At 58.7% G+C, this 25,693-nt stretch carries 25 protein-coding genes; 10 read left to right on the forward strand and 15 right to left on the reverse strand.

Annotation, left to right across the window (positions count from 1 at the left end; genetic code table 11):
* The first annotated feature begins 241 nt into the window (after positions 1 to 241).
* Complete coding sequence (locus FB593_RS15805) at positions 242 to 1,702, forward strand: M48 family metalloprotease (RefSeq protein ID WP_321186280.1); 1,461 nt, start codon at positions 242 to 244, stop codon at positions 1,700 to 1,702.
* A gap of 61 nt (positions 1,703 to 1,763) precedes the next feature.
* Here FB593_RS15805 and leuC read toward each other — a convergent pair whose 3' ends face one another.
* Entirely contained in the window at positions 1,764 to 3,173 is a 1,410-nt protein-coding gene (gene leuC / locus FB593_RS15810) for a 3-isopropylmalate dehydratase large subunit (RefSeq protein ID WP_145166739.1), read from the reverse strand.
* A 428-nt stretch (positions 3,174 to 3,601) separates the two neighbouring features.
* Here leuC and FB593_RS15820 point away from each other — a divergent pair, with 428 nt between their 5' ends.
* Complete coding sequence (locus FB593_RS15820) at positions 3,602 to 4,879, forward strand: MFS transporter (RefSeq protein WP_003516599.1); 1,278 nt, start codon at positions 3,602 to 3,604, stop codon at positions 4,877 to 4,879.
* Positions 4,880 to 5,002: 123 nt separating this feature from the next.
* Here the strand turns inward: FB593_RS15820 and FB593_RS15825 are convergent, their stop codons facing one another.
* The 4 genes from FB593_RS15825 to rplS form a co-directional block, all read right to left on the reverse strand.
* Positions 5,003 to 5,965 carry a hypothetical protein gene (locus tag FB593_RS15825; protein ID WP_003516601.1) on the reverse strand — a complete coding sequence of 321 codons (963 nt, stop codon included), beginning with the start codon at positions 5,963 to 5,965 and terminating at the stop codon, positions 5,003 to 5,005.
* A 180-nt stretch (positions 5,966 to 6,145) separates the two neighbouring features.
* Positions 6,146 to 7,459: an HlyD family type I secretion periplasmic adaptor subunit gene (locus tag FB593_RS15830; RefSeq protein ID WP_112497313.1), complete on the reverse strand. Its 1,314-nt coding sequence runs from the start codon at positions 7,457 to 7,459 to the stop codon at positions 6,146 to 6,148.
* Positions 7,452 to 9,188 (reverse strand): type I secretion system permease/ATPase, encoded by a 1,737-nt coding sequence (locus FB593_RS15835; RefSeq protein ID WP_145166740.1) that lies wholly within the window; start codon positions 9,186 to 9,188, stop codon positions 7,452 to 7,454. The genes FB593_RS15830 and FB593_RS15835 overlap by 8 nt, the downstream gene beginning before the upstream one ends.
* Positions 9,189 to 9,437: 249 nt before the next feature.
* The gene (gene rplS, locus FB593_RS15840) at positions 9,438 to 9,977 is read right to left on the reverse strand and encodes a 50S ribosomal protein L19 (protein ID WP_003492508.1); all 540 of its coding nucleotides are present in this window, start codon (positions 9,975 to 9,977) and stop codon (positions 9,438 to 9,440) included.
* A gap of 267 nt (positions 9,978 to 10,244) precedes the next feature.
* Between rplS and FB593_RS15845 the strand changes: the two genes are divergently transcribed.
* On the forward strand, positions 10,245 to 10,991 hold the full coding sequence (locus FB593_RS15845; RefSeq protein WP_003516607.1) for a sulfite exporter TauE/SafE family protein: 747 nt from the start codon (positions 10,245 to 10,247) through the stop codon (positions 10,989 to 10,991).
* Here FB593_RS15845 and trmD read toward each other — a convergent pair.
* From trmD to ffh, 5 genes are all read right to left on the reverse strand, one after another.
* Entirely contained in the window at positions 10,988 to 11,677 is a 690-nt protein-coding gene (gene trmD / locus FB593_RS15850) for a tRNA (guanosine(37)-N1)-methyltransferase TrmD (RefSeq protein ID WP_038492438.1), read from the reverse strand. The two genes, FB593_RS15845 and trmD, sit on opposite strands and share 4 nt — an antisense overlap.
* 4 nt (positions 11,678 to 11,681) lie before the next feature.
* The gene (gene rimM / locus FB593_RS15855) at positions 11,682 to 12,248 is read right to left on the reverse strand and encodes a ribosome maturation factor RimM (protein ID WP_003516610.1); all 567 of its coding nucleotides are present in this window, start codon (positions 12,246 to 12,248) and stop codon (positions 11,682 to 11,684) included.
* Positions 12,249 to 12,452: 204 nt separating this feature from the next.
* On the reverse strand, positions 12,453 to 12,830 hold the full coding sequence (gene rpsP / locus FB593_RS15860; RefSeq protein WP_003516612.1) for a 30S ribosomal protein S16: 378 nt from the start codon (positions 12,828 to 12,830) through the stop codon (positions 12,453 to 12,455).
* A gap of 33 nt (positions 12,831 to 12,863) precedes the next feature.
* Positions 12,864 to 13,181, reverse strand: a complete 318-nt coding sequence (locus FB593_RS15865) for a chorismate mutase (protein WP_013636924.1) — start codon at positions 13,179 to 13,181, stop codon at positions 12,864 to 12,866.
* Positions 13,182 to 13,192: 11 nt separating this feature from the next.
* A complete protein-coding gene (gene ffh / locus FB593_RS15870) occupies positions 13,193 to 14,764 on the reverse strand; it encodes a signal recognition particle protein (protein WP_003516616.1) in 1,572 nt (523 codons plus the stop codon).
* A gap of 282 nt (positions 14,765 to 15,046) precedes the next feature.
* Here ffh and FB593_RS15880 point away from each other — a divergent pair, with 282 nt between their 5' ends.
* From FB593_RS15880 to FB593_RS15910, 7 genes are all read left to right on the forward strand, one after another.
* Positions 15,047 to 16,162 (forward strand): MBL fold metallo-hydrolase, encoded by a 1,116-nt coding sequence (locus tag FB593_RS15880; RefSeq protein ID WP_162705269.1) that lies wholly within the window; start codon positions 15,047 to 15,049, stop codon positions 16,160 to 16,162.
* Positions 16,163 to 16,283: 121 nt separating this feature from the next.
* Positions 16,284 to 17,186: a diaminopimelate epimerase gene (gene dapF / locus FB593_RS15885; RefSeq protein ID WP_112497315.1), complete on the forward strand. Its 903-nt coding sequence runs from the start codon at positions 16,284 to 16,286 to the stop codon at positions 17,184 to 17,186.
* Positions 17,183 to 18,457, forward strand: a complete 1,275-nt coding sequence (mtaB, locus tag FB593_RS15890) for a tRNA (N(6)-L-threonylcarbamoyladenosine(37)-C(2))-methylthiotransferase MtaB (protein ID WP_038492430.1) — start codon at positions 17,183 to 17,185, stop codon at positions 18,455 to 18,457. Before dapF ends, mtaB begins: the two co-directional genes overlap by 4 nt.
* Positions 18,458 to 18,487: 30 nt before the next feature.
* Entirely contained in the window at positions 18,488 to 19,918 is a 1,431-nt protein-coding gene (gene ftsY, locus FB593_RS15895) for a signal recognition particle-docking protein FtsY (protein ID WP_065705167.1), read from the forward strand.
* Positions 19,919 to 19,920: 2 nt separating this feature from the next.
* Positions 19,921 to 20,571 (forward strand): septation protein A, encoded by a 651-nt coding sequence (locus tag FB593_RS15900; RefSeq protein WP_003516625.1) that lies wholly within the window; start codon positions 19,921 to 19,923, stop codon positions 20,569 to 20,571.
* Positions 20,568 to 21,164 (forward strand): DUF2585 domain-containing protein, encoded by a 597-nt coding sequence (locus FB593_RS15905; protein WP_112290094.1) that lies wholly within the window; start codon positions 20,568 to 20,570, stop codon positions 21,162 to 21,164. The genes FB593_RS15900 and FB593_RS15905 overlap by 4 nt, the downstream gene beginning before the upstream one ends.
* Before the next feature lie 121 nt (positions 21,165 to 21,285).
* Positions 21,286 to 22,473: a GGDEF domain-containing protein gene (locus FB593_RS15910; protein WP_186447931.1), complete on the forward strand. Its 1,188-nt coding sequence runs from the start codon at positions 21,286 to 21,288 to the stop codon at positions 22,471 to 22,473.
* 18 nt (positions 22,474 to 22,491) lie between these two features.
* Here the strand turns inward: FB593_RS15910 and FB593_RS15915 are convergent, their stop codons facing one another.
* The 5 genes from FB593_RS15915 to ccmA form a co-directional block, all read right to left on the reverse strand.
* On the reverse strand, positions 22,492 to 23,097 hold the full coding sequence (locus FB593_RS15915) for a DsbE family thiol:disulfide interchange protein (protein ID WP_013636917.1): 606 nt from the start codon (positions 23,095 to 23,097) through the stop codon (positions 22,492 to 22,494).
* Complete coding sequence (gene ccmD / locus FB593_RS15920; protein WP_003516630.1) at positions 23,094 to 23,267, reverse strand: heme exporter protein CcmD; 174 nt, start codon at positions 23,265 to 23,267, stop codon at positions 23,094 to 23,096. Before ccmD ends, FB593_RS15915 begins: the two co-directional genes overlap by 4 nt.
* Positions 23,268 to 23,271: 4 nt before the next feature.
* Positions 23,272 to 24,033, reverse strand: a complete 762-nt coding sequence (locus FB593_RS15925; protein WP_019566029.1) for a heme ABC transporter permease — start codon at positions 24,031 to 24,033, stop codon at positions 23,272 to 23,274.
* Positions 24,034 to 24,107: 74 nt separating this feature from the next.
* A complete protein-coding gene (ccmB, locus tag FB593_RS15930) occupies positions 24,108 to 24,767 on the reverse strand; it encodes a heme exporter protein CcmB (RefSeq protein ID WP_003516632.1) in 660 nt (219 codons plus the stop codon).
* A 43-nt stretch (positions 24,768 to 24,810) separates the two neighbouring features.
* Positions 24,811 to 25,452 carry a heme ABC exporter ATP-binding protein CcmA gene (gene ccmA / locus FB593_RS15935; RefSeq protein WP_145166741.1) on the reverse strand — a complete coding sequence of 214 codons (642 nt, stop codon included), beginning with the start codon at positions 25,450 to 25,452 and terminating at the stop codon, positions 24,811 to 24,813.
* Between the last annotated feature and the right edge of the window lie 241 nt (positions 25,453 to 25,693).

The raw sequence follows: 25,693 nt of genomic DNA on the forward strand, positions 1-25,693 counted from the left end.
TGCCAGTTTCAAGTCGTTGCCCGAGAAAAGACGAGAATTATTGCGTTCTTCAGGAATATTCCGGACTTGATGGATCGTTTTTACCGTTTCGACATTTCATGGCTCGTTGGGGCGAATCTGTTATTCTGGTCTGCAATTAACGGATGATCAGGAACGTTAGGGGCAGGCATAGAGAATGAGAAATAGCATGACTGCGCAGTGGAGACTTTTCTCCCGTTCAGGCCTTCGCCGTTCGGGCAGGATGGCTGCCGTGTGTTCCGTGCTGACGGCGTCTGCCGTATTCCTGTCATCGTGTCAGTCTCTTTTCAGCCCGGCCTACCAGTCCACCTTGCGGCCCTCGGACAATCCGCAGACCGTGGAAGAGGTGCAGAAGAACGATCCCCGTGCGCAGATGGGCGCGCGCGAACATCCGCGTATTGTGGCGAGTTATGGTGGCGAATATCGTGATGCCAAGACGGAGCGGCTTGTCGCCCGTATCGCCGGCGCGCTGACGGCTGTTTCGGAAAATCCGCAGCAATCCTATCGCATCACCATCCTCAACTCGCCTGCTATCAACGCTTTTGCGCTGCCGGGTGGGTATCTTTACGTGACGCGCGGGCTTCTGGCTCTCGCCAACGATGCCTCGGAAGTGGCCGCCGTGCTTTCGCATGAGATGGGCCACGTTACCGCAAACCACGGCATCGAGCGCCAGCGCCGGGAAGAGGCGGAGGTGATTGCAAGCCGTGTGGTCGCCGAGGTTCTGTCGAGCGATCTCGCCGGCAAGCAGGCGCTTGCGCGCGGCAAGCTGCGGCTTGCGGCTTTTTCGCGCCAGCAGGAGTTGCAAGCGGACGTGATTGGCGTGCGCATGTTGGGTGAGGCCGACTACGACCCCTTCGCATCGCCGAGGTTTCTGGATTCCATGGCAGCCTATGCGCGTTTCTCCTCGGCTGATCCCGAAAATGACCAGAGCCTCGACTTTCTTTCCAGCCACCCCAACACGCCGCAGCGCATCGAGCTTGCACGCCGGCATGCCCGCGCCTTCGGCCAGGACGGTCAGGTCGGGGATCGGGGTCGCGACTGGTTTCTGGATGGCATAGACGGCCTGCTTTACGGCGACAGCCCGCAGGAGGGTTATGTCCGGGGCCAGACCTTCCTGCACGGAACGCTCGGTATCCGTTTCGATGTGCCGGAAGGTTTCGTCATCGACAACAAGGTCGAGGCCGTTCTTGCGACGGGTCCGGGCGATGTGGCGATCCGTTTCGACGGCGTGGCCGATCCGAAACAGACCACTCTTGCCAATTACCTGACCAGCGGCTGGGTTGCCGGCCTGATGCCGGAAACCGTGAAGGAAACGCAGATCAACGGTCTGGAGGCTGCGACAGCCCGTGCGACGGCGGACAAATGGGACTTTGACGTTACCGTCATCCGTGTCGGTCAGCAGATATTCCGCTTCCTGACGGCCGTGCCGAAGGGTAACACGCAGCTCGATTCCATCGCCAACGTGTTGCGCACGAGTTTCCGCAAGATGACGCCGCAGGAGATCGCATCGTTAAAACCTCTGCGCGTGCGCGTGGTGACGGTCAAGCCCGGTGAAACCGTGGCAACGATTGCCGCACGGATGATGGGGACCGACCGCAAGCTCGACATGTTCCGCATGATGAATGCGATGAGCGCCACCGCCACGCTTCAGCCCGGCCAGCGGGTGAAGATCATTGCGGAATGAGATGCTAACAAAAAACCCCGGATTGTGATCCGGGGTTTTTTGTTTCAGACGTTATCGATAATTACCGCCACTCGCGAACATCGACGAAATGGCCGGCGATGGCCGCCGCCGCTGCCATGGCGGGGGAGACGAGGTGGGTGCGGCTCTTGTAGCCCTGGCGGCCCTCGAAGTTGCGGTTCGAGGTGGAGGCGCAACGTTCGCCAGGCTTCAGGCGGTCGTCATTCATGGCAAGGCACATGGAGCAGCCCGGTTCGCGCCATTCGAAACCGGCTTCGAGGAAAATCTTGTCCAGACCTTCCTTTTCCGCCTGCTCTTTCACGAGACCGGAGCCGGGCACGATCATGGCCGAGACGGTGGGCGCGACCTTGCGGCCGTCGACGATCTTTGCCGCTGCGCGCAAATCCTCGATACGGCCATTGGTGCAGGAGCCGATGAAAACGCGGTCGATGGCGATATCGGTGATGCGCGTACCGGGTTTCAAGCCCATATAATCCAGCGCACGCCACTTGGAAGTACGCTTGTTTTCTTCCTCGATATCATCCGGATTGGGAACGATGCCCTCGACGGACGTCACGTCCTCAGGCGATGAGCCCCAGGAGACGATCGGCGGCAGATTGGCGGCGTCCAGCACCACGATCTTGTCGTAATGGGCGCCCTCATCGGATTTCAGCGTTTTCCAGTAGGCGATGGCCTGTTCCAACGTCACGCCCTTTGGTGCGCGCGGCTTGTCCTTGATGTAGTCAAAGGTGGTCTCATCAGGCGCGATCAGACCTGCACGGGCGCCGCCCTCGATGGTCATGTTGCAAACCGTCATGCGGCCTTCCATGGAGAGCGAGCGGATTGCCTCACCGGCAAATTCAATCACATGGCCGGTGCCGCCCGCTGTGCCAATCACGCCGATAATGGCGAGGATGATGTCCTTGGCGGTGACGCCTTCCGGAACCTTGCCATCGACACGCACCAGCATGTTCTTGGCCTTTTTCTGGATCAGCGTTTGGGTCGCCAGCACATGCTCCACTTCCGACGTGCCGATGCCGTGCGCCAGCGCGCCGAAAGCACCATGGGTGGAGGTGTGGCTGTCGCCGCAAACAATCGTCATGCCCGGCAGGGTGAAGCCCTGTTCCGGGCCAACGATGTGGACGATGCCCTGACGCTTGTCGCGCTCGGAATAATATTCGACACCGAAATCCTTGGCATTCTGCGCAAGCGCTTCCACCTGGATACGGCTTTCCTCGTTCTTGATGCCTTCCAGCCGGTCGGCTGTGGTTGGCACGTTATGATCGACGACGGCAAGCGTGCGGGTGGGCGAATGGACCGGACGGCCGGCGATGCGCAGGCCTTCAAAGGCCTGCGGGCTCGTCACCTCATGGACCAGGTGACGGTCGATATAGAGAAGACAGGTTCCGTCCGGGTCACGATTGACGACGTGGTCGTCCCAGATCTTGTCGTATAAGGTGCGGGGTGCGCTCATGGCTCTATGCCTTGTCATGGAAAGGTAAAATCAGGGTTCAGTAAGGCGGTGGACAGCGGATGCTGTCAGGCGAGCCTAAGTCGGCTGTTGAGCGCCCCGGAAATGCGCGCAAAAAACCGTGCCGGCAGACGCTTGTGGTCCTGCAGCACATAAACATTCTGCGCGAGACATCCGAATTTAGATCCCATGGCGGTCTTCATAGCAGATTGCCGGTTTCGCGGCAATATGAATGCACGCAGACCGTAAAACGGTGACCTGGCGGCTTTGATGTGCGCCGCATCATGCACTCAGGGCTCTAAAATGCCGGTTTCGCAGCCCTTTCGGCATTGGTTATGATGCAATGCAACTTGCGTATCTTGCGGCGCACATATAGATGGGTCCCCTTATCATTTGCATTTCGACGAGCAATCGAAGGGAGGGAAAAGCACATGGTATCGGAAAAATCCCTAATCTCGAAGATCACCTGGCGGCTGATGCCGTTTCTTGGCCTTCTCTATCTCATCGCCTATATCGACCGGCAGAATGTCAGCTATGCCAAGCTGCAGATGGTCGATGCGCTGAGCCTCAGCGAATATGCCTACGGACTTGGCGCTTCGCTGTTCTTCATCGGCTATTTCCTCTTTGAGGTTCCGAGCAACCTTTTCCTCAACCGTTTCGGCGCCAGCAAATGGTTCGCCCGCATTCTGGTGTCCTGGGGTGCCGTCACCATCGCGCTTGCCTACACGCAGAATGCGACGATGTTCTACATCCTGCGCTTCCTGCTCGGGCTTTGCGAGGCCGGTTTCTTCCCGGGCGTGCTGTTCCTTATGACGCTGTGGTTCCCGCGCGATTATCGCGGCCGCATGATCGGCTTGTTCATGATCTTCAGTGCGCTTGCCAATGCCATCGGCGCACCGCTTGGCGGCATGTTGCTCGATCTCGATGGTTTCCTCGGTTATGCCGGCTGGGAATGGGTGTTCCTGGCGACGGGTATTCCCGCCGTGATCGCCGGTATCGTTACCTTCTTCTATCTGGACGATACGCCGGAAAAGGCGAAGTTCCTGACGCAGGCCGAGAAGGACTGGTTGAAGAACCGCCTGGCCGAAGAAAACAAGGGCATGGAAGAGCATGCGGAGGACGGCTTCAAGGCGCTGATCAATCCGCGCGTGCTGTTCATGGCGCTTTGCTATGTCGGCTTTCCGCTGGCGGCCTATGGTCTCAGCTACTGGCTGCCGACGATCGTAAAGAGCTTCGGCGTTTCAAACACCGCCAACGGCTTCATCAACATCATCCCCTGGGTGATCGTGGCCGTCGCTCTCTTCGTCGTGCCCCTGGCGGCTGACAAGGCAAAAAACAAAACGCCTTATATCGTCGGACCTGCCTTCGTCGGCGCGTTTTGCCTGCTGATGTCGGCGCTGCTCAGCGATCCGGTATTGCAGTTCGCCTTCCTTTGCATCGCCGCTGCGGGCATTTTTGCCGGCCAGCCGGTGTTCTGGAGCCTGCCCGGCCGCTTCCTCAAGGGAGCCGGTGCTGCTGCCGGCATCGCCGCCATCAATTCCGTCGGCAATCTCGGTGGTTTCGTGGCGCAGAACGTGGTGCCCTGGATCAAGGACCAGACCGGCAGTACGATTGCGCCGATGTTCTTCCTTGCCTTCTGCCTGGCGCTTGCCGGGGTCCTCGTCATCATCGCGGCGCGAAAAATGGGCAATCAGGCCGAGGCCGCCTGATCTGCAAGATTGCGGCAGCTGGCATAATTTCCGAACCGCCGCATATGTAAAAAATCATGGCCCGGATATGTCCGGGCCATGATCCATTTAAACGGTAACCGATGAAATTATCTTCGAGAGAAATTACGCCGTGAACCAATCGCTGCCGGTCAGGTGAACGCCGGAGAGAATGATCTTCTCACCCTTGTGCTCGCCAGTAACGTTGTAGCTGAGGACGGTATCGTTATCAAAGGTCGAAACCGCCCAGTTATCGATCACTGTACCGACCAGCTTGAGCTTGTCCATGGAGGCGTTGAAGCCTTCGATGGTATCTGTGGCAAAGCTCTTCGCCATGTCACCCAGATTGAAGACGAAGGTATCGGCGCCACCGCTTGCGATGATGTGGTCGATGCCCTTGCCACCGGTGACCAGCGACGAAGCGAGCTTTACACCGCTCAGGTCGATAGAGTCGTTACCCGCACCGGCATCGATTTTGACGGAGGTGTAGCTGCCGTCGGTGACACCAGCACCACCATTCACAGCGCCGGTATTGGCGGCAAGACCGCCCGTGCCCGCAGCCGACGTGTCATTGAAGGCAGCGCCTGCCTTGACGGTGATCGTGTCGTTGCCTGCGCCGGTGTCGATGTTGAAATTGTTGACCCAGGTCTTTTCGTTCGAAACGACAGATACGGTAACCGTGTCGTTGCCTGCGCCGGTCGTGATGTTACCGCGCTTGGCATTGAGAACTTCAACGGTGGACGAACCAGTGCCGCCGAGGTGAACGTCTACCTGTACGAAATCCTTGAACTTAAGGTTTTCAGAGGTGTCAGACTGGGCGAGAGCGTTTTTCACCGAATTCCATGCCGAGGAAACGTCAAATGTGAAGCCGTTTGCGTTGGGGTCGTAGCCGACATCGACAGTGCCACCAGCACCGGTACCGGCAACCGCCACAGCGCCAACGCTGACAGCGCCCGAATCGAGCGTAGAGCCGTTTTTGACCTGTGCTGTGGATTCCGTGAGGAGCTTATATGCTTCCTGATCGATCAGGCTGGTGAGCGACGAAACCGATGCCGCGCCGCCATTACCAAAAGTTACTTTTAACGCCATTTTACTCTCCTATAAATTTTTGAGAATTCGATGTATCGAAATTAAATTTAATAAATATTGCGGGTGATAATTAGTACATTATAAATGGCAAGACAATATGAGAAATTGTTTTTTTTGGAAAAATTCTCGCTCTTGGTGTATTTGCGAATCGTTTCTAAGAAAACATGTAATGAAAGTCTTTTATTCCTGCAGGAACGTCTTTCTAAGCCTGTCCTGGAACGGTTTGACAAAATAGGAAAGAACGCTTCTTTCGCTTGTCTGTATGAAGACTTCGGCCGGCATGCCCGGATACAACCGTCCACCTGGTATATGGTCCATTCCAGTTTTGCTCGGCTTGATGCGCAGTGCGTAAAATGACGCCCCGCTTCGGGAATCTGTCTGCAAGTCCGGGGCGACGACTGCGACTTCAGCGCTTACATCCGGCGTCGTGCTCTGATTGAAAGCCGTGAACCGAATGGTCACTGGCTGCCCGACATAGATCTGGTCTATGTCGTTTGGAAGAACATTGGCGTCGATTGCAAGATCTTCCTTTGCCGGCACCACCAGCATAAGCACTTCGCCCGGCTGGATGACGCCGTTTATGTTGTGTACCGACAGCTGGTAGATACGCCCCGCAATCGGCGAGCGAATATCGAGGCGGTCGAGCTGGTCGCGTGTTGCCGCAAGCCGTTCCTCGTATTCCGCAACGGTGGCTTCGATAGCCGTCAGATCTTTAGTGACCTCGGACTTGCGGTCCTCGTCAAGCTGAAGCGACTGCAAGTCCATTTCGCTCAGCTTGCCTACCGTCTGCGCACGCGCGGCCATATACTGGCCCTGCTGACCTTCGAGATTGGAAAGCTGCCGCTTGAGAAGGTTGAGGCGCTGAAGCGTTACCAGCCCCTTGGCATATAGCTCCCGTGTCTTTGAGACGTCTTCCCTTACGATAGCAAGTTCATTGTTGGTTGCCTCAATTTGCACGTCCATGCCCCGCGCTTCATCGGCTAGCTGATCCTTGCGCGTTACCAATTGCTTCTTCATGCCGATCAGTGCACTGCGACGGCTGTTGAAAAGGTTCTGCTCACTGTCGATGAATGTTTTGGCAGCTTTCGAATTGGTCAAGACGGCCAGATCTTCCGGCGTTGTGAAAGAGGTGGCGTCGGAGATTTCGGCACGCAGACGCGCACGGCGTGCATAAAGCTGCGCGAGCGTATTTTCGACAATGGACAGGTTTGCCTGAACGATCGTGCCACTCAGCCGCAGCAAAACCTGACCGGCCTCCACCGTGTCACCTTCCGCAACATTGATCTGGCTGACGATACCGCCGGAAAGGTGCTGAATTTTCTTGGAGTTGCCTTCGACAACGACCCGGCCCGTGGCGACGACCGCCCCCGAAAGCTTCGCGAGAGCCGCCCAGCCACCCAGGCCGAAAAGAAGGCCGGCAGCAAGAACGACTACGGCGGTTGAGTGTTTGACGATAGATGTTTTTGTCACGCCGGTTTTTTCTCCCTCAACCATTTTCACCCACCCGGCTTTCCAGCTTACGTACTTCTTCTTCTGTTTCCGGCACCTGGCGAATATTTTGACGCAGGATTTGCGCAAGCACCTCTTCCTTGGTGCCGAAGCGAAGCATGCGGCCATTGCTCATCACCATCACAAGATTGACGCTTTCGATGGCGCTCGGACGATGGGCAATGACGACCACGATGCCGCCTCGCGCCCTTATGTCGCCAATGGCGTTGCGCAAGGCTGCCTCGCCTTCGCTGTCCAGATTGGAGTTCGGCTCATCGAGGATGACAAAGAATGGCTCCCCGAAAAGCGCCCGCGCCAGGCCGATGCGCTGTTTTTGCCCGCCTGACAATGCCTCTCCACGGTCGCCGATATAGGTGTCGTAACCGTTGGGCAGGTTCAGGATGAGATCATGAACCTGAGCGGCCTTGGCTGCCGAAACGATGGCTTCCGCCGTTGCGTCACGGTCGAAGCGCGCGATATTTTGCGCGACCGTGCCTGGCATCAGCTCCACCTGCTGGGGCATGTAACCGATGGATTTACCGAGAACCTCGAAATCCCACTGGTTCAGTGCGGCCCCATCGAAGCGCACGGAGCCGCGCTCATAGGGCCAGATACCGGTTATCAAACGCGCCAGCGTGGATTTACCGGAAGCGCTCGGCCCAATGATGCCAAGGCCATCGCCCGCGTTCAACGTGAAGGAAATATCGGCCACGGTATCTCGCGCGCCATTGGGCGGACCGCCGGTCACGCGCTCGATGGCAACGGTGTATTTCGGTGGCGGCAGGGAAAGCGGCTGTGCGGGTTCCGGTACGAGTTCGAGAAACTCGTTGATGCGTTTCCAGCCCTGTCTCCCAGTCATGAAGCTGCGCCAGTTTGCAATTGCGTGTTCGACAGGGCCCAGCGCTTTGGCCGAGAGGATGGAGCCTGCGATGATGCTACCCGCTGACGCATGCCCCTCGATAACCAGCAGGGCGCCGATTGCCATCACACCCGACTGTAACAAAAGACGGAATGTTCGGGAAATCGCGGCGAGCATGCCCGCCGTGTCCGACGTCGAGAGTGTGACGGCGCGGTAATTGGAGTGCAAATCGTCCCACATCGACGTCACCGCATTCATCATGCCCATGGTTCTTATGGACTCGATGTTGCGCTGGCTGCTGCCGACGAGTGCATTTCTCTGTCCGCGCACGGTGTAGGCCTGTTTGGTCGCCCTTTCGGTCAGCCAGTTGGTTATGAGCGTCAGCACGACAAGGACCAGGGCGCCGCCAAGCACGGCAAAACCGATCCAGGGATGCAAGGCAAAACAGATCAGCAGATAGATGGGCAGCCAGGGAATATCAAAGAAAGCTGCTGGTCCCGGCCCGGACAGGAATTGACGTATCTGATCGAGATCGCCGACGATCTGCAGCCCGTCTACCTTGCCGTAGGCGGCAAGTGGTGCGCTGATTGATGCCCTGAAGAGCTTTTGATTGAGATCGTCGTCCATATTGTCCGAGATGCGAGCCAATATCCGGCCGCGCAGAGCATCGAACCCCACAAGAAAGGCATAGAGAATAACCAGCAGAACAACGAGAGCGACCAGAGAAGGAATACTCTTGCTCGGCAGAATCCGGTCATAAACCTCCAGCATGAAGAGGGAGCCGGAAAGGTTGAGAATATTCATGAGTGCGCTGGCAAGGCCGACAGCGAAGAAAGCGCGCTTATTTTTTGTTAAAAAAGAATTAAAAAAAAACATATCAACACCTAAAACTGCGCGAAAATTGCACAATAAGTGAAACTAGGCAATGCTATTAGAGAATGTTCTAAATAAATTAGGCAAAGAGATAAGTAGCAATACGACTTTGATCTTGATCTGTCGATACGGAGATGGGGTCGAAGGCTGGACGTGACGCTATGTCGCCCACCAGAGTGTTATGGCGCATCGATGCAACAAAAAAGGCGGTCCAAAGACCGCCTTCTCCGTAAATCCATCAAAATGGAAATCTTATTCCGCTGCAGTTTCCGCAGCCTTTGCTGCTTCTTCTGCTGCCTTGGCTTCTGCTGCTTCGGCTGCCGCCTTTTCGGCGGCGAGAGCCTGTGCTGCTGCTACCTTTTCAGCTTCCAGACGTGCCTTTTCTTCGGCGACTGCCTGGCGCTCGGATTCGTTCAGCTTGCGGGCGCGCGTACCGGTGTTTTCAACGATACGGGCAGCCTTGCCGCGACGATCGCGCAGGTAGTAGAGCTTCGCGCGGCGAACCTTACCGCGGCGAACGATTTCAACGCCTTCGACCAGCGGGGAGTAGATCGGGAATACGCGCTCGACGCCTTCGCCGTAGGAGATCTTGCGAACGGTGAAGCTCTCGGAAAGGCCGCCGCCGGAACGGGCGATGCAAACGCCTTCGTAAGCCTGAACGCGGGTACGGTTACCTTCGGTAACGCGCACGTTGACGCGCAGCGTGTCGCCCGGAGAAAACTCAGGCAGGGTGCGCTTTGCTTCGATCTTGGCAGCCTGTTCGGCTTCCAGCTGCTGAATGATATTGGTCATGTTAACCTCTGATTTCTTCTGAAACAGCCAGAGCGCTCAACGTTTCGTCTGTCGGTCAATGCCTTCAGACCATGCCGTGCGGCAGGAGCGGGTTCGCCATTCTTTGCTTGCGGTTAAAGGGGAAAACCCCAATTCCACGCGGGCACATACACGAGGCAGCGCCATTTGTCATCCCTTCATGACAATATTTTATCAATTGTGGGCGACGTACGGGCTGTTGCGAAGGTGCGTTTCCCCGGTTATGGCATGAAAACCTTGGGAGGGGCCATGTCCGTACTTATTATCATGATGCTGTTTGCGACCGGCTTTCTATCTGGCGTGGTCAATGCGATCGCCGGTGGCGGCACCTTTTTGACCTTCGGGGCGATGACGCTTGCAGGCCTGCCGCCGATTGTCGCCAATGCCACGTCGGCGATCGTGCAGTTTCCCGGTTACATCACCTCCGTGATCGCCTACGGGCCTGAAATCCGCGCCCACTGGCGCGAGGCGATCCTCCTGTCGGCCGTCTCCATCGTCGGCGGGCTGGCGGGGTCGCTTTTGCTCCTGTCGCTCGACAACCCCTCCTTCCGCCAGCTTGTGCCGTGGTTGCTTCTGGCCGCAACCGTTGTTTTCGCCGCTGGCCCGTGGCTGCGACCGAAGGCCAGTGCCGAGCGTTCACCCGGTAATGTGCCGAGCCTCTTCTTTCAGGGGCTCGCCTCCATCTATGGTGGTTTTTTCGGGGCGGGCATGGGCATCATGATGCTGGCCATCCTCGGAATGACCTCGGGTGGCAGCTATCATCATCTGAATGCCCTGAAGAACCTGCTCTCGGTGGTGATCGCGATCATCGCCATTACGATCTTCGTCAGCGGCGGCGTGGTTTCCTGGTGGGCCGCCCTCATCATGTTCCCGGCGGCCGCGCTTGGCGGATATGTGGGGGTGCACACGGCAAGGCGGGTGCCGCAGTGGATCATCCGCTGGCTGGTCATTGCCGTCGGGCTGGTGCTGACGGCCTATTATTTCGTCTCGGTTTAAACCTTGGCCTTTTCCAGCAGGTCGGGCCGTCTTTCCTTCGTCAACGCCAGCGCCTGCTCGTGCCGCCATTTGTCGATGACGGCGTGATTGCCAGAGGTGAGAACGGCTGGGATGTCGCGGCCTTCCCAGACCTGCGGACGGGTGTAGTGCGGATGCTCCAGAAGCCCACCCTCGAAGCTCTCATGCACGCCTGAGAGATCGTTGCCCATGACGCCCGGCAGAATGCGGACAATGGCGTCCAGAAGCGTCAGGGCGGCCGGCTCGCCGCCGGAGAGAATGTAATCGCCGATCGACACTTCCTCCAACCCGCGCGCCTCTATGACCCGCTGGTCGACGCCTTCGAAGCGGCCACACACGATAATCGCGCCGTCGCCTGCCGCCAGTTCGCGCACTCGGTCCTGCGACAGTGGCTTGCCGCGCGGGCTCATCAGCAGACGCGGTCGCGTATCTCCATCTGAAACATGGTCGATGGCTGCGGCCAGAATGTCGGGTTTCAGCACCATGCCGGCGCCGCCGCCTGCCGGGGTGTCGTCCACGCTTCTGTGCCTGTCGGTGGCGAATTCACGGATCTGCACGGCCTCAAGTGACCATTGCTCGCGCTCCAGCGCCTTGCCCGCCAGCGAATATCCGAGATGCCCGGGAAACATTTCCGGGTAGAGCGTCAGAACTGTAGCCTTGAACGTCATGGCCTTATTTCTTGCCGAAAGGCGATGCGCCGGTTTCGTCTTTGTCGTCCGGATTGTCGATCAGGCCGGCAGCCATGGGATCGATGAGAATGCGTCTCGCCTCCAGATCGATTTCAAGCACGGCTGCTTCCGAAAAAGGGATGAGGGCGGGACGGCGGCCCGCACCTTTCAGCTCCAGGAGGTCGCCTGCGCCGAAATCGTAAACGGCGCTGACGGCGCCATAGCTTTTGCCTTCGGCATCGACGGCTTCCAGCCCTTCGAGGTCGGCATAATAAAATTCGTCGTCGTCCAGCTCGTCATCCGGCAGATTGTCGCGTTCGATGAAAAGTTCGAGCCCGTTCAGGCTTTCCGCCGCATTGCGGTCGTTGATACCCCTGAAGCGGACGACAACCACATTCTTGCCCTCGCGGACTTCCAGAATTTCGAAGACGCGGCCATCGGCGCTCACCAGATTGCCGTAATCGCCGAGCGCCATCGGTTCGTCCGTATAGGTGCTGACGCGGACTTCGCCGCGCAATCCCTGTGCGCCGCCGATCTTTGCCATGAGTATCGGGTTTTCCAGCTTTGCCATCGGGCCGTCCGTCTTCTGGTGTTGGTTGCGTCTGGTTTACAGCATCAGCGTGAAAATCGGAATCGATTTTCACAGGGCACGATGCGCAGATCCAACGCGTTAGAGCATAGTTCCTGACGCTCTAAAGTTTGTTGATACCAAAATAAACAAAAAACGGGCGGCATGGAAAACCACGCCACCCGTTCTCTAAAATTCTATTGCAGATTATTCTGCAGCAGAAGCTTCTGCTGCGGCAGCAGCTGCGTCTTCAGCCTTCTGCTTCTTTTCTGCAACGCGTTCCAGAGCGCGCTTGCCCGGCAGTGCCTTTTCCGGGTTGCTGCGAGCGGCGCGATCGGCAAGGCCTGCCTCTGCGAGGAAGCGCAGAACGCGGTCGGTCGGCTGTGCGCCCTTGGCGATCCATTCCTTGATGAGGTCAGCCTTCAGCTCGATGCGCTGCGGGTTGTCCTTGGCGAGCATCGGGTTCCAGGAACCGACCTTCTCGAGGAAACGGCCGTCGCGGGGCGAACGGGCGTCAGCAACGACGATCTGGTAGTACGGGCGCTTCTTGGAACCACCGCGTGCGAGACGAATTTTAAGTGCCATGTTATTTACTCCTTGAGATAGCTTGTCCGCCGGTTAGGCGGTCTTTTCATTACCGCCATGTTCGGCGGCTATTGCTTCATGATGCCGGATGACTTCCTTGATGACGAAGTTTAGAAACTTCTCGGCGAAATCCGGATCCAGATTGGCATCCTTTGCCAGACGGCGAAGGCGTTCGATCTGGTATTCCTCGCGCGCCGGGTCCGCCGGCGGCAAATTGTATTTTGCCTTCAGCACGCCCACCGCCTTGGTACAGCGGAAACGTTCGGCAAGAATGTGAACCAGTGCGGCATCGATATTGTCGATCGACTGGCGGTATTCGGAAAGCTGGGCTTTCACTTCTGCGTTGTTCACTGGCGTCGCCCTCACTTCTTTTTCGGGAAGCCGGGCAGGCCCGGCATGCCGCCAAGACCCGGCAGCTTTGTCCCGCCCAGACCGGGTAGCCCGCCGGGCAGACCACCGAGACCGGGCATTGCGCCCGGCTTGCCAAGACCGGCAGCTTCAGCCTGTTTTTGAAGCGCTTCGAGCTGCTTCGGGTCGATGTTCGACAGATCAGGCATGCCGCCGCCCATCATGCCACCAAGCCCCATCTTGCCCGCAAGGCCGCCCATCATCTGCTTCATGATGCCGCCCTTGCCCTTGCCGCCCATGGCTTTCATCATGTCGGCCATTCCACGGTGCATCTTCAAGAGCTTGTTGATTTCGGCGGCATCGGTGCCGGAACCGGCGGCGATGCGCTTTTTGCGGCTGTGTTTGAGGATATCGGGATTGGCGCGTTCGGCCTTGGTCATCGACGAGATGATGGCGATCTGGCGGTCGAACATCTTGTCGTTGAGGCCTGCGGAAGCCATCTTGTCCTTCATGCCGGCCATGCCGGGCATCAGCCCCATGATACCGCCCATGCCACCCATCTTCTTCATCTGCGCAAGCTGGTCGGAGAGATCGTTGAGGTCGAACTTGCCCTTGGCCATCTTCTCGGCCATGGCACGGGCTTTTTCCGCATCGATGTTTTCGGCAGCCTTCTCGACCAGCGAGACGATGTCGCCCATGCCGAGAATACGGTCGGCGATACGGCGCGGATGGAACTCGTCGAGTTCATTCATGCGCTCGCCGATACCGATCAGCTTGATCGGCTTGCCGGTGACGGCGCGCATGGAGAGGGCCGCACCACCGCGCCCGTCGCCATCCATACGGGTGAGCACGAGACCGGTGATGCCGACGCGCTCATCGAAATTGCGCGCCAGATTGACGGCGTCCTGACCGGTCAGCGAATCCGCGACCAGCAGGATTTCATGCGGGTTGGACTTTTTCTTGATGTCGGCCATTTCCAGCATCAAGGGTTCGTCGATATGGGTGCGGCCGGCGGTGTCGAGAATGACGACGTCATGGCCGCCGAGCTTGGCGGCCTGCACGGCGCGTGCGGCGATATCTGTCGGGGACTGGCCGGCGATGACCGGCAGCGTATCGACACCGGTCTGCACGCCCAGTTGGCGAAGCTGTTCCTGTGCGGCCGGACGGCGCGTGTCGAGAGATGCCATCAGCACCTTCTTCTTGTCGCGGTCGGTCAGGCGCTTGGCGATCTTGCCTGTGGTCGTGGTCTTGCCCGAACCCTGCAGACCCACCATCATTATGACGACGGGGGCGGCCGCATGCAGGTCGATCGAGACGCCTTCGGTGCCGAGCATCTCGACAAGTTCGTCATGCACGATCTTGACGACCATCTGGCCGGGCTTGATGGATTTCAGAACGGCTGCGCCGACAGCCTTTTCACGCACCTTGTCGGTGAAGGAACGCACGACTTCCAGCGCAACGTCCGCTTCCAGAAGCGCACGGCGAACCTCGCGCAGGGCGGCGGCAACATCGGCTTCCGTCAGCGCGCCACGGCCGGTCAGTCCATTCAGAATGGAACCAAGGCGGTCCTGGAGGTTTTCAAACATCGTTTCTTCCTTCTTCGTTCCGGGATCTCCGAAACGTCGGTGCTTTCGCTGCCAAAAACAAGACGCAAAGCCAAAAAGCACCCGAGGGCGCATCGCGCTGTCGGGTGTTGACCTCCGGGATCTCTTTATACCTTTGCGGGTCCCGGTCGGCGGCTTGGAGTCGTGAAACTGCCAGCTGATTGGCCGCGATAAACAGGAAAGTGCCGTGAAAGTCAAGACAGTGCCGGTTTTCATGCGGCAAAGCATGCCTTGTCATCTTTACGTGATCAGACGAAAGCTGCGATGGCGGTGCTTGAACGGCGTCGCCTGGCTTCTTATACCTTTCCCATGAAACGTCGAAACTTCTTTCGTTTTTCCGCACTTGGTCTGCTTGCTCTTGCGGGCGGCGGCCTGTTTGCGCGCCGCTCTAACGCCAGCGCCTATTATAGTGGGCCGGTCTCCGATCATTTCGACGGGGTGCGTTTCTTCAATCCCGGCGGTTCGCCGCCCGGCAATTTCATGGGCCTCCTGAAATGGCGCTTCAACGGCGAGCGCGCCACGTGGCCGGAAAACTACCCCAGCCCGTTTCCGTTCGCAAAGCCGGAGCCCCGCATCGACGGCAAGGACATTCGCGTCACCTTCGTCGGTCACGCCTCCTTTCTCATCCAGACGGCAGGGCTGAATATTCTCATCGATCCGGTGTGGTCGCAGCGTACCAGCCCGTTCAGCTTCGCCGGTCCCAAACGCGTCAACCCGCCTGGCATCCGTTTTGAGGATTTGCCGCCGATCGATCTGGTGCTGGTGACGCATAATCACTACGACCATCTGGATATGGAAACGCTGAAGCGCCTGCATGTCGCGCACAAGCCGCTTTTCATCACGCCGCTTGGCAATGACTCCATCATCCGCACCGGCGTCGAGGCAGCGCGCATCAAGGTGGGGGACTGGGGCGATGTCCTTGAGATTGGTTCGGTCAAAATTCATTTCGAGCCGTGCCACCATTGGTCGGCGCGTGGGCTGAACGACCGGCGCATGGCGCTGTGGGCGGCCTTCGTCATCGAAACGCCTTATGGCAAGATTTATCATATCGGCGATACCGGCTTTCACGACGGCCTCAATTATCACGCCGCGCGCAAGAAACACGGTGAGTTCCGTCTCGCCAACCTGCCTTTCGGCGCCTATGAGCCGCGCTGGTTCATGAAGGGCCAGCACCAGAACCCGGCGGAAGCCGTGGAAGGCATGAAGATCTGCGGTGCGGCACATGTCTGCGGCCACCATTGGGGCACTGTGCAACTGACCGATGAAGCGGTCGAAGCTCCTCTTGTCGCGCTGAAGTCAGCGCTTGCTGAGCAGGGGATAGACGAGAGCCGCTTCCAGCCCATGCGGCCCGGCGAAGTCTTCGACGTACCTTCCGCCTGAGCGGCTCAGCGGTTTGCGCCGCAACAGTCTGGTAATTTGCCGCCCTTTCCGCCATATAGAGCGAAAGTGCGGGCAAAGCCCGTCTTTATTCCGGTTTCAGGTAGTTTTCAGGTTCAGTACGATGGCGGATACGGTCGAATTTGCGAAGATGAACGGGCTTGGCAACAAGATCCTCGTTGTCGACATGCGCGGCCGCAGGGATATGGTGACGCCTGCGGCGGCCATCGCGCTCAATGCCGATCCCGCCACGCAGTTCGATCAGATCATGGCGATCCACGATCCGCGTGTCGGCGGCACCGATGCATTCATCGATATCCTCAATTGCGACGGCACGAAGGCGCAGGCCTGCGGCAACGGCACGCGCTGCGTGGTGCAGGCGCTGTCTTCTGAAACCGGCAAGACCAGCTTCACCTTCCAGACGGTGGCGGGCATCCTGAACGCCGTTGAGCATGAAGACGGCATGATTTCCGTTGATATGGGCCTGCCGCGTTTTCGCTGGAGCGACATTCCGCTTTCCGAAGAGTTCCACGATACGAGCCGCATCGAGTTGCAGATCGGGCCGATCGACGCGCCAATCCTGCATTCGCCCGCCGTCATGTCCATGGGAAACCCGCACGCCATTTTCTGGGTGGATCGCGATCCGATGGAGTTCGATCTGGAGCGCTTCGGCCCGCTTCTGGAAAACCACCCGATGTTCCCTGAAAAGGCCAATATCACCCTGGCGCAGGTTATTTCCGACAGTGCGCTTCGCACCCGCACCTGGGAGCGCGGCGCCGGGCTGACGCTCGCCTGCGGTTCTGCCGCATGTGCCGCTGCCGTTTCCGCTGCGCGCACCGGCCGCACGGGCAGGAAGGTCACTATCGATGTCGCCTCCAGCCCTGTGCGTGTGCCGCTGACAATTGAATGGCGCGAGGACAACCACGTCATCATGACGGGGCCGGCCGAATGGGAATGGTCCGGCATGGTCGATCCCATCAGCGGCGCCTGGTCGCGCGATGCCGTGGCTGAGCAGGGGGCCATATGAGCGGCGTCGAGGTCATAACCTTCGGCTGCCGTCTCAATACCTATGAATCGGAAGTGATGCGGGCGGAGGCCGAAAAGGCCGGGCTCAACAATGCCGTCTTGGTCAATACCTGCGCGGTGACCGGCGAGGCGGTGCGCCAGGCGCGCCAGGCCATCCGTCGCGCAAGGCGCGACAATCCGCATGCGCGCATCATCGTGACCGGCTGTGCTGCCCAGACTGAAAAACAGACCTTTGCCGAGATGCCCGAAGTGGATGCGGTGCTGGGCAATGAGGAAAAGCTGAAAAGCGCCTCCTATCGCGCACTGCCGGATTTCGGCGTTTCGGCGGAAGAAAAGCTGCGCGTCAACGACATCATGAGCATCAAGGCGACGGCGCCGCAGATGGTCAAGCACATTGACGGGCATGTCCGTGCCTTCATTCAGGTGCAGAACGGCTGCGATCATCGCTGTACCTTCTGCATCATTCCCTATGGGCGTGGCAATTCCCGCTCCGTGCCGATGGGCGCTGTGGTCGAGCAGGCGCGCAGGCTGGTGGAAAGCGGTTATTGCGAAATCGTGCTGACCGGGGTGGATGCTACCAGCTACGGTGCCGACCTGCCGGGCGAACCTTCGCTAGGGCTTCTTGCCAAAACATTGCTGAAGCAGGTGCCGGAAATCTTGAGACTTCGGCTATCCTCGATCGACAGCATCGAGGCCGACCACCATCTGATGGATCTGATTGCAGGTGAGGCGCGTTTCATGCCGCATCTTCACCTGTCCCTCCAGCATGGCGACGACATGATCCTGAAACGCATGAAACGCCGTCATTTGCGGGCCGATGCCATCCGTTTCTGTCACGAGGTGCGGTCGCTCCGGCCGGATATCGCATTCGGTGCTGATATGATCGCCGGTTTTCCAACAGAGAGCGAAGAGATGTTCGAAAACGCCGCCACGCTTGCGGAAGAATGCGGCATTTCCAGCCTCCACGTATTTCCCTACAGCCCGCGTGCCGGCACGCCGGCGGCGCGTATGCCGCAGCTCGACCGTGCGCTGGTGAAGGAGCGGGCGGCGAGGCTTCGCGAACGTGGCGAGGCACTCAGGCTCGTGCATCTGCAAAATATGGTTGGTTCGACGCAAACGATCCTCGTTGAAAACACCGGTTTTGCGCATACCGACAATTTCACGCTGGTGGCGGCGCCCGATCTTCTCCCGCGCACTCTTGCGCAGGTTGAGATTACCGGCCACAACGGCAAACATCTGAACATGAAGCTTCTCGCAGCGGACGCGGCCTGAAGCGGCACAGGAAAAGACACGGGAACGACCATGGCCCTCGGCTTCATCAAAAAAGTCTTTTCTTTCGGCAAGGACAAGGCCGGGACGGACGGCAAGCCGCAAGAGGATTCCGCGCTTGAGCGCGCCAGAGAAAATGTCTCTTTCGATGAGGCACTGAGCGAAGCCGAAGCACATCCCATTGTCGAGAAAGACCCGGTTTCCGAACTGGAGATCGAGACGGCCGGTGGGCCTGCTCCGGATGCCGATGCGGCCCTTTCCGACGACCAGGAGGAAGAGGACGCGCCGCTTCTGCCCGGCGCCGAGCAGGCCGGAGACATCGGCGTTGTTCCGCTGTCGCTGTTGCAGGCCGAAGCTGCTGCCGAAGAACAGGCCGAGGTTTTGCCCGAAGCTGCCGATGCCGTGCTCGATGCGGATGCGATGGATGCGCTGCTCGATGAGGCGGAGGCTGCCGGTGCCGTCGAGCCCTCTGCCGTTTCGCCGATTTTGCCGAAAGGTTTTGCGGCGGCAAGCGAGCGCGAAGAGCCTGTCGCCGAAGCGCCGCAGCCGAAGCTCAGCTGGTTCCAGCGCCTGCGGGCCGGGCTTGCGCGCACCTCCTCGCAACTTACCACCCAGATTTCGGCGCTGTTCACCAAGCGCAAGCTGGATGAGGATACGCTCGACGAACTGGAAGACCTTCTCATCCAGTCGGATCTGGGTGTCGAGACCGCCATGCGCATCACCGGCGCCCTGTCTTCGGAACGTTACGGCAAGGATGTCAGCGGCGAGGACGTGGCGCGCATCATGGCAGGTGAGATCACCAAGGTCCTGAAACCAGTCGCCAAGCCGCTGGAACTCGATCTTTCACACAAGCCGCATGTCATTCTCGTCGTCGGCGTGAACGGTACGGGCAAAACCACGACCATCGGCAAGCTCGCCTCCAAGCTCTCGGGCTCTGGCCTCAAGGTTATGCTCGCGGCCGGCGATACGTTCCGTGCGGCGGCAATCGAGCAGCTCAAGATCTGGGCGGATCGCACCGGCTCGCAATTCATTGGCACCAAACTCGGTGCGGATGCCTCGGGTCTCGCTTACGACGCCTATGAGCAGGCGCGTGCGCAAAAAAGCGATGTGCTCATCATTGATACTGCCGGCCGTTTGCAGAACAAGACGGAGCTGATGGCGGAGCTGGAAAAGATCGTACGCGTGCTCGGCAAGCTCGATCCCGATGCGCCGCATACCGTGCTTCAGACACTGGACGCCACGACCGGGCAGAACGCCTTGAACCAGGTGGAGATATTCCGCAATGTTGCGGGTGTTTCGGGCCTGATTATGACAAAATTGGATGGCACGGCGCGGGGCGGTATCCTCGTGGCCATTGCCGCCAAACACAAGCTGCCGGTGTATTTTATCGGTGTGGGTGAAGGCGTGGACGATCTGGAGCCCTTCGAGGCGGAAGATTTCGCCAAGGCCATTGCGGGAGTTTGAGTATGGATATTGAAAGCAATTCCAAGGAAAGCGAAAAGATGGTGGCGGAAATCAGCCCGCTCCTGAAATTCGTGCTCGAGCTTGGCCCGCTTATGGTGTTCTTTTTCGCCAATTCCCGCGGCGAATGGCTGGCCTCCACTTTTCCGGTACTGACGGAGTTCGGCGGGCCGATCTTCATCGCCACCGGCCTGTTCATGATCGCAACCGCAATTGCGCTTTCCGTCTCATGGATGCTGACGCGCAAGCTGCCGATCATGCCGCTGATATCAGGCATTGTGGTTCTCGTGTTCGGTGCGCTGACGCTGTGGCTGCAGAACGATACCTTCATCAAGATGAAGCCAACCATCGTCAATGCGCTGTTCGGCGTCATTTTGCTGGGAGGCCTGTTTTTCGGCCAGTCGCTGCTTGGCTATGTCTTCAATTCGGCCTTCAGGCTAAACGATGAGGGCTGGCGCAAGCTGACGCTGCGCTGGGGCGTGTTCTTCCTCTTTCTCGCCGTGCTGAACGAGGTGGTCTGGCGCATGTTCTCAACCGACGCATGGGTTGCGTTCAAGGTGTGGGGCACGATGCCGATCACGATCATCTTCACCATGGCGCAAATGCCGCTCGTCATGCGTCATTCGCTCGAACCGCTGAACAAGGACGAAAAATGACAGTTGCAGAGATGCCGGCTTCCCGTCCGCGCTCGTTCAAATGGTTCGGTGTCGCCGGCGGACTTCTTCTCCTACAGATCGTCATCCTCTATGCCATGGGCCGCATTCCCATTTGCGAATGCGGTTATGTGAAGCTGTTCGAACCCGGTGTGAACACGCCGGGCAATTCCCAGCATCTTGCCGACTGGTACACGCCCTCACACATTATCCACGGCTTCTTGTTTTACGGGCTCGCCTGGCTGCTGTTTCGCAAGAAACCCCTTTCCATGCGGCTTTCTTTTGCGGTTTTGATAGAGGCAGCGTGGGAAATTCTCGAAAACTCGCCGCTCATCATCGATCGTTACCGCACGGCGACCATGGCGCTGGGTTATACCGGCGACAGCATCCTGAACTCCGCGATGGACACCGTTTTCATGGCGCTGGGTTTCCTCCTCGCCGCCCGCGTGCCGGTGTGGCTGACGGTTGTGATCGCCATCTTCTTTGAAATCTTCACCGGCTGGCTGATCCGCGATAATCTGACGCTGAACGTAGTGATGCTTGTCTGGCCCGTCGAAGCGATCAAGCAATGGCAGAACGCGCTCCCGCCAATGTGAAGATATCTGCCCGTACGTGCGTCGGAAAGGCACGAAAACCCTGCGTTATATGCAAGTTTTCTTAAGGGCATTGCGGTAGTGTCCGGGCTCAAAGGCTCGTCTTTCCGTCCGGCAGAACACTGTGCAAGATAATTTCGCCTACCTTCTCCCCTTCATCATGCTGACATTCGGTGTGGTATTCCTGTTCCTGCAGAGGACCGGCCACGCTTCGGCGCGATATTGGGGTTTCGGATATCTTTCGGCGGCGTTTGGTTTTGCCGCACCTCTGGTGCTTGGCGGCTTGCCCTTCGAAGTACAGGCGATCGTCTCGAACCTGTTGTTTTTCTCTGCCTTTTTTCTCTACGGCCATGCGCTGCTTACCCATTTCGGACGGCCGCTTTATACGACGGCGCGACTGTCGATCGTTGCTGCGGCGGTTTTGCTGGTCTCGTTCCATGTCTTCGTCACACCGGATCTGAAACGTGAGCTGGTCATCGGTGATCTTGTCTGCGCCCTGCTGCTCGCCATCCCGGTCTGGATCGTGCGGAAGCGGCCCCTGGCGCTTGCAGACAGGCTGATGGTGGCGATTGCGTCACTCGTGGTGCTCGAAACGCTGGTGCGCATCGGCATGTTGCTGGTGATGACGCCGAACGGTTCGATGATCGAACTCAGTGAATTCTTCGAATCCGATTATGCTTTCTACATGCAGCTTGCCGCGAGCATATTCGGCTTTCTGCTTGCGCTATCCGTACTCGCGAGCCAGATTTCCGTGACTGTCAACCGGCACCTGCAAGCGGCTGAGCACGATCCGCTGACGGATGTGCTGAACCGCCGTGGGTTCGACCGGCGCGTTCCCGATTTTCGCAGCGGGACACCAATAGGCGCAGTAATTGCGTGCGACATAGACCATTTTAAGCGTATCAACGATGACTATGGCCACGCCGCCGGCGATATCGTTCTCATCGGCCTTTCAGACCTTCTCAGGAAAAGCGCGCGTAGCGACGCTCTGGTGGCGCGTTTCGGTGGCGAGGAATTCGTGGTTTTCCTGCCCGGCCACACCGCCGCCGCGGCCGGTCACCTTGCCAATGCCATGCGTTTGAACCTTCTGTCGCTGGATTGGCGTAGCCGTGGCGTGGCCACCAAGGTCACGGCAAGCTTCGGCGTTTCAGCTGTCGCGAGGGGAGATCATTCAATTCACGATGCGATCAAACGCGCTGACGACAGCCTGTATGCGGCAAAGCGTGGTGGCCGCAATCAGGTCGTGCTTGAAGGAATGGGTTTGCAGGCGACAGCCGAAGGGCCGTCGCTAAGGGTGATTTCCAAGGTATAATACCGTTCGGCGCGCGGGCTACTTTCCGGCCGCAGCGGTGATCGCCGGCAATAAATCCCGCTCGACGCTGCGGGCATCGAAGGGGCCGACCTTTTTGTAGAGGATCGTGCCGTCGGCGCCGACCAGATAGCTTTCAGGGATACCATAGACACCCCAGTCGATCGCGGCCTTGCCGTTCGGGTCGACGCCTATCGCGGCAAAGGGATTGCCGAGTTCGCCGAGAAAACGAAGCGCGTTGTCCGGTTTGTCCTTATAGTTGATGCCGACGACGGTGATGCGTTTGTCTTTCGCCAATTCCTGAAGGATGGGATGCTCCTGACGGCACGGAATGCACCAGGAGGCGAAGACGTTGACCAGCGTCAGCTTACCCTTGACGGCGGCATCGTTGAGGGCCGGCAGGTTTGAGCCTTCCAGCGGCGGCAGCGACAGTGCGGGCGCCTTGGTTCCGATGAGCGCCGATGGAATGGCGCTGATATCCAGCCCGTTGACGTCCTGATCGTAGAGCATCTTGCCGGCGATAATGGCAAAACCGCCGAAAAGCAGAAGCGGCAGAAGCGCCAGGGCATATCGTGTGCGCCCCGTGCTTTTGGCTTTGGTGTTCTGGTCCTGGCTGGCCTGCGTCATCGGGTTTCACCCGCAGAAGCGGCTTTTGCCCTGCGGCGCACGCCGGATGCTTCCAGTTCTTTCAGTTCCCGTTTGCGCGCCTGACCATCCAGAATGACCCAGGCGATGAGACAGAGGACGACAAGGCCGGTCGCCGCATAGGACATGCCGATATAAAAGGCGTGTGTCATGGCCTCATGCCTCCCGGTTTGCCATGCGGGCGGCAAGCCGCCGTTGGGCTGCCACGCGCCGGCGCCAGATTTCGTTACGCATTGCGGCGATGTGCAACGTGAAGAACAGTAGCGTGAAGCCGATCGCCATGGTCAGAAGCGGCCAGAGAAACTCCGAATCGATTGCCGAGCCGCCCATGCGGATGACGCTTGCCGGCTGGTGAAGCGTGTTCCACCATTCAACTGAAAACTTGATGATGGGAATATTCACAAAACCAACGAGGATGAGCACGGCGCTGACACGGGCGGCTCTGGAAGGGTCGTCCATGGCGCGGTTGAGCGCTATCAGGCCAAGATACATCAGAAAAAGCACGAAGACGGACGTCAGCCGCGCGTCCCATACCCACCAGGTTCCCCACATGGGTTTACCCCAGAGCGAGCCGGTAACAAGCGCAATCAGCGTGAAGGCAGCGCCTATGGGTGCGGCCGCCTTGTGGCTGACATCCGCAACCGGATGACGCCAGACGAGCGTGCCGATCGCTGAGACCGCCATGACGGTATAACACATCATCGAAAGCCAGGCGGAGGGGACATGCACATACATGATGCGCACGGTATAACCCTGCTGGTAGTCGCCCTCTGTCGTGAAAGACAGATAGAGACCGGCGGCCAGCACCAGTGCCGTCAGGACCGCAAGCCAGGGCAGAATGCGTGCCGAGAGCGCCAGAAACCGCGTGGGATTGGCGAGATCACTGAATTTGGTGATGGTGAAAGTCTGCTCGTTCATGCCGTTTGTGTAACCCGAGAATGGCTGCCCCGCAATTGATCGCCGTCAATCGTAGATCGGCAATTGCGGTTTCATCAATCCATAACATTGCGCAATGCCAAAGCGGCAAAGAAAGGACCGGTCACGGCTGAAAATAACGTGATCGCGCAGAGAATGAGGAAGGGCGGCAGAAAGGGTGCCGGATCCTGCACCGCCGCATAGGACGCGCTGACGCCGAAGATCAGTACCGGAATGGCCAATGGCAGCACAAGGATGGAGACCAGAAGGCCGCCGCGCGGCAAGGCAACGGCGACAGCGGCACCCACCGCGCCGATGAAGGTAATGGCGGGCGATCCGACAAGGAGTGTGAGCATCACCGCGCCGATCGCCACTTCGTCCATGTTCATGAACAGGCCGATGAGCGGCGAGGCGATGACCAGTGGCAGACCCGTTCCCACCCAATGTGCCAGGCATTTGACGAGCACGGTCAGCACAAGCGGGTTTTCCTGCATGAGTATGAGGTCTAGCGAGCCGTCATCCCGCTCTGCCTGAAACAGCCTGTCGAGGCCGAGGAGGGTGGAGAGCAGCGCGCCGATCCAGACGATGGCCGGGCCAATGCGCGCAAGCAGATTGAGATCAGGCCCGACACCGAAGGGGATGACGGCGACAACGGTCATGAAGAACAAGACGCCGATCAGCGCGCCACCGCCGGCGCGGATGGAGAGTTTCAGGTCGCGGAGGAAGAGGGCGGTCATTGGAGGCGCCTCGGTAGGCGGGCATACCCCGCACACGCACCCATCACGCCCAAGCCTCCACACCTGCAAAGCCCGTCATCTGCAATTCCCGCGCATTTTCGAGCCCAAGCGGCTGATGGGTCGCAGCCATGACGATGCCGCCTCTCCTCAGGTGGCTCTTGACCAGATCCGTAAACATGCCGTCCGCTGCTTTGTCGAGCGCCGCTGTCGGCTCGTCGAGAATCCACACCGGCCGCCACGCGACCAAAAGCTTTGCCATGGCAAAACGTCGCTGCTGACCCGCGGACAGGTAACCGAAGGGCAGGTGGGTGATGCCCGCAAGGCCGACGATGTCTGCCGCCTCATCAATATCGACACCGGCGCCGCCGGCGAAGTCACCGAGAAAGTCTTTCCAGAACCACAGATTCTCCGAAACCGTCAGTTCCGTTTTCATTGCGTTGCGATGGCCGAGATAATGGCAGGCCTCCGATGGGCGCATGTCCGTTTCTATTCCTTTGCCGGCTATCTTTACCCAGCCCTGCTCGGGGCGCAGCAGGCCGGCCACAGTGCGCAGAAGCGTGGATTTTCCCGAGCCGTTGCGGCCGGTCAGCACCAGCGCTTCGCCGTCACTTAACTTGAAGGAAATGTTCATGAATATGAAATCTTCGCCGCGCCGCACGCCAAGATTTTCCGCCGTCAAATCCATGCTGCGTTTCCGTATAAGATTTTCATCGTCTCACATAAAAAAATCGATTTGATTTCCTGAATGGTCTGGCACGTTTCTGAGAAATTATCTATATGGGTGTCAACCACGCCAGCGGCCGGCGTGAACATCATCTTGCGCCGGACTTGACGATTGCGAGGAGCAATTTTCACGTGCGGACAGCGGAAATGGTCGTACCCGCATCCTGATGTGCATGAGTGCATAGGTGTCCGCACGCACGTGT

Origin of the sequence: Rhizobium sp. SJZ105 (genome assembly GCF_007828365.1) — a bacterium.
In the GTDB taxonomy this organism is placed as follows: domain Bacteria; phylum Pseudomonadota; class Alphaproteobacteria; order Rhizobiales; family Rhizobiaceae; genus Agrobacterium; species Agrobacterium tumefaciens.

Bases quoted from the DNA above. Each gene is read 5' to 3' on its own strand.
- FB593_RS15805 (WP_321186280.1), top strand. From the start codon at position 242: ATGGCTGCCGTGTGTTCCGTGCTGACGGCGTCTGCCGTATTCCTGTCA.
- leuC (WP_145166739.1), bottom strand. From the start codon at position 3,173: ATGAGCGCACCCCGCACCTTATACGACAAGATCTGGGACGACCACGTC.
- FB593_RS15820 (WP_003516599.1), top strand. From the start codon at position 3,602: ATGGTATCGGAAAAATCCCTAATCTCGAAGATCACCTGGCGGCTGATG.
- FB593_RS15825 (WP_003516601.1), bottom strand. From the start codon at position 5,965: ATGGCGTTAAAAGTAACTTTTGGTAATGGCGGCGCGGCATCGGTTTCG.
- FB593_RS15830 (WP_112497313.1), bottom strand. From the start codon at position 7,459: ATGGTTGAGGGAGAAAAAACCGGCGTGACAAAAACATCTATCGTCAAA.
- FB593_RS15835 (WP_145166740.1), bottom strand. From the start codon at position 9,188: ATGTTTTTTTTTAATTCTTTTTTAACAAAAAATAAGCGCGCTTTCTTC.
- rplS (WP_003492508.1), bottom strand. From the start codon at position 9,977: ATGACCAATATCATTCAGCAGCTGGAAGCCGAACAGGCTGCCAAGATC.
- FB593_RS15845 (WP_003516607.1), top strand. From the start codon at position 10,245: ATGTCCGTACTTATTATCATGATGCTGTTTGCGACCGGCTTTCTATCT.
- trmD (WP_038492438.1), bottom strand. From the start codon at position 11,677: ATGACGTTCAAGGCTACAGTTCTGACGCTCTACCCGGAAATGTTTCCC.
- rimM (WP_003516610.1), bottom strand. From the start codon at position 12,248: ATGGCAAAGCTGGAAAACCCGATACTCATGGCAAAGATCGGCGGCGCA.
- rpsP (WP_003516612.1), bottom strand. From the start codon at position 12,830: ATGGCACTTAAAATTCGTCTCGCACGCGGTGGTTCCAAGAAGCGCCCG.
- ffh (WP_003516616.1), bottom strand. From the start codon at position 14,764: ATGTTTGAAAACCTCCAGGACCGCCTTGGTTCCATTCTGAATGGACTG.
- FB593_RS15880 (WP_162705269.1), top strand. From the start codon at position 15,047: ATGGCGGTGCTTGAACGGCGTCGCCTGGCTTCTTATACCTTTCCCATG.
- dapF (WP_112497315.1), top strand. From the start codon at position 16,284: ATGGCGGATACGGTCGAATTTGCGAAGATGAACGGGCTTGGCAACAAG.
- mtaB (WP_038492430.1), top strand. From the start codon at position 17,183: ATGAGCGGCGTCGAGGTCATAACCTTCGGCTGCCGTCTCAATACCTAT.
- ftsY (WP_065705167.1), top strand. From the start codon at position 18,488: ATGGCCCTCGGCTTCATCAAAAAAGTCTTTTCTTTCGGCAAGGACAAG.
- FB593_RS15900 (WP_003516625.1), top strand. From the start codon at position 19,921: ATGGATATTGAAAGCAATTCCAAGGAAAGCGAAAAGATGGTGGCGGAA.
- FB593_RS15905 (WP_112290094.1), top strand. From the start codon at position 20,568: ATGACAGTTGCAGAGATGCCGGCTTCCCGTCCGCGCTCGTTCAAATGG.
- FB593_RS15915 (WP_013636917.1), bottom strand. From the start codon at position 23,097: ATGACGCAGGCCAGCCAGGACCAGAACACCAAAGCCAAAAGCACGGGG.
- ccmD (WP_003516630.1), bottom strand. From the start codon at position 23,267: ATGACACACGCCTTTTATATCGGCATGTCCTATGCGGCGACCGGCCTT.
- FB593_RS15925 (WP_019566029.1), bottom strand. From the start codon at position 24,033: ATGAACGAGCAGACTTTCACCATCACCAAATTCAGTGATCTCGCCAAT.
- ccmB (WP_003516632.1), bottom strand. From the start codon at position 24,767: ATGACCGCCCTCTTCCTCCGCGACCTGAAACTCTCCATCCGCGCCGGC.
- ccmA (WP_145166741.1), bottom strand. From the start codon at position 25,452: ATGGATTTGACGGCGGAAAATCTTGGCGTGCGGCGCGGCGAAGATTTC.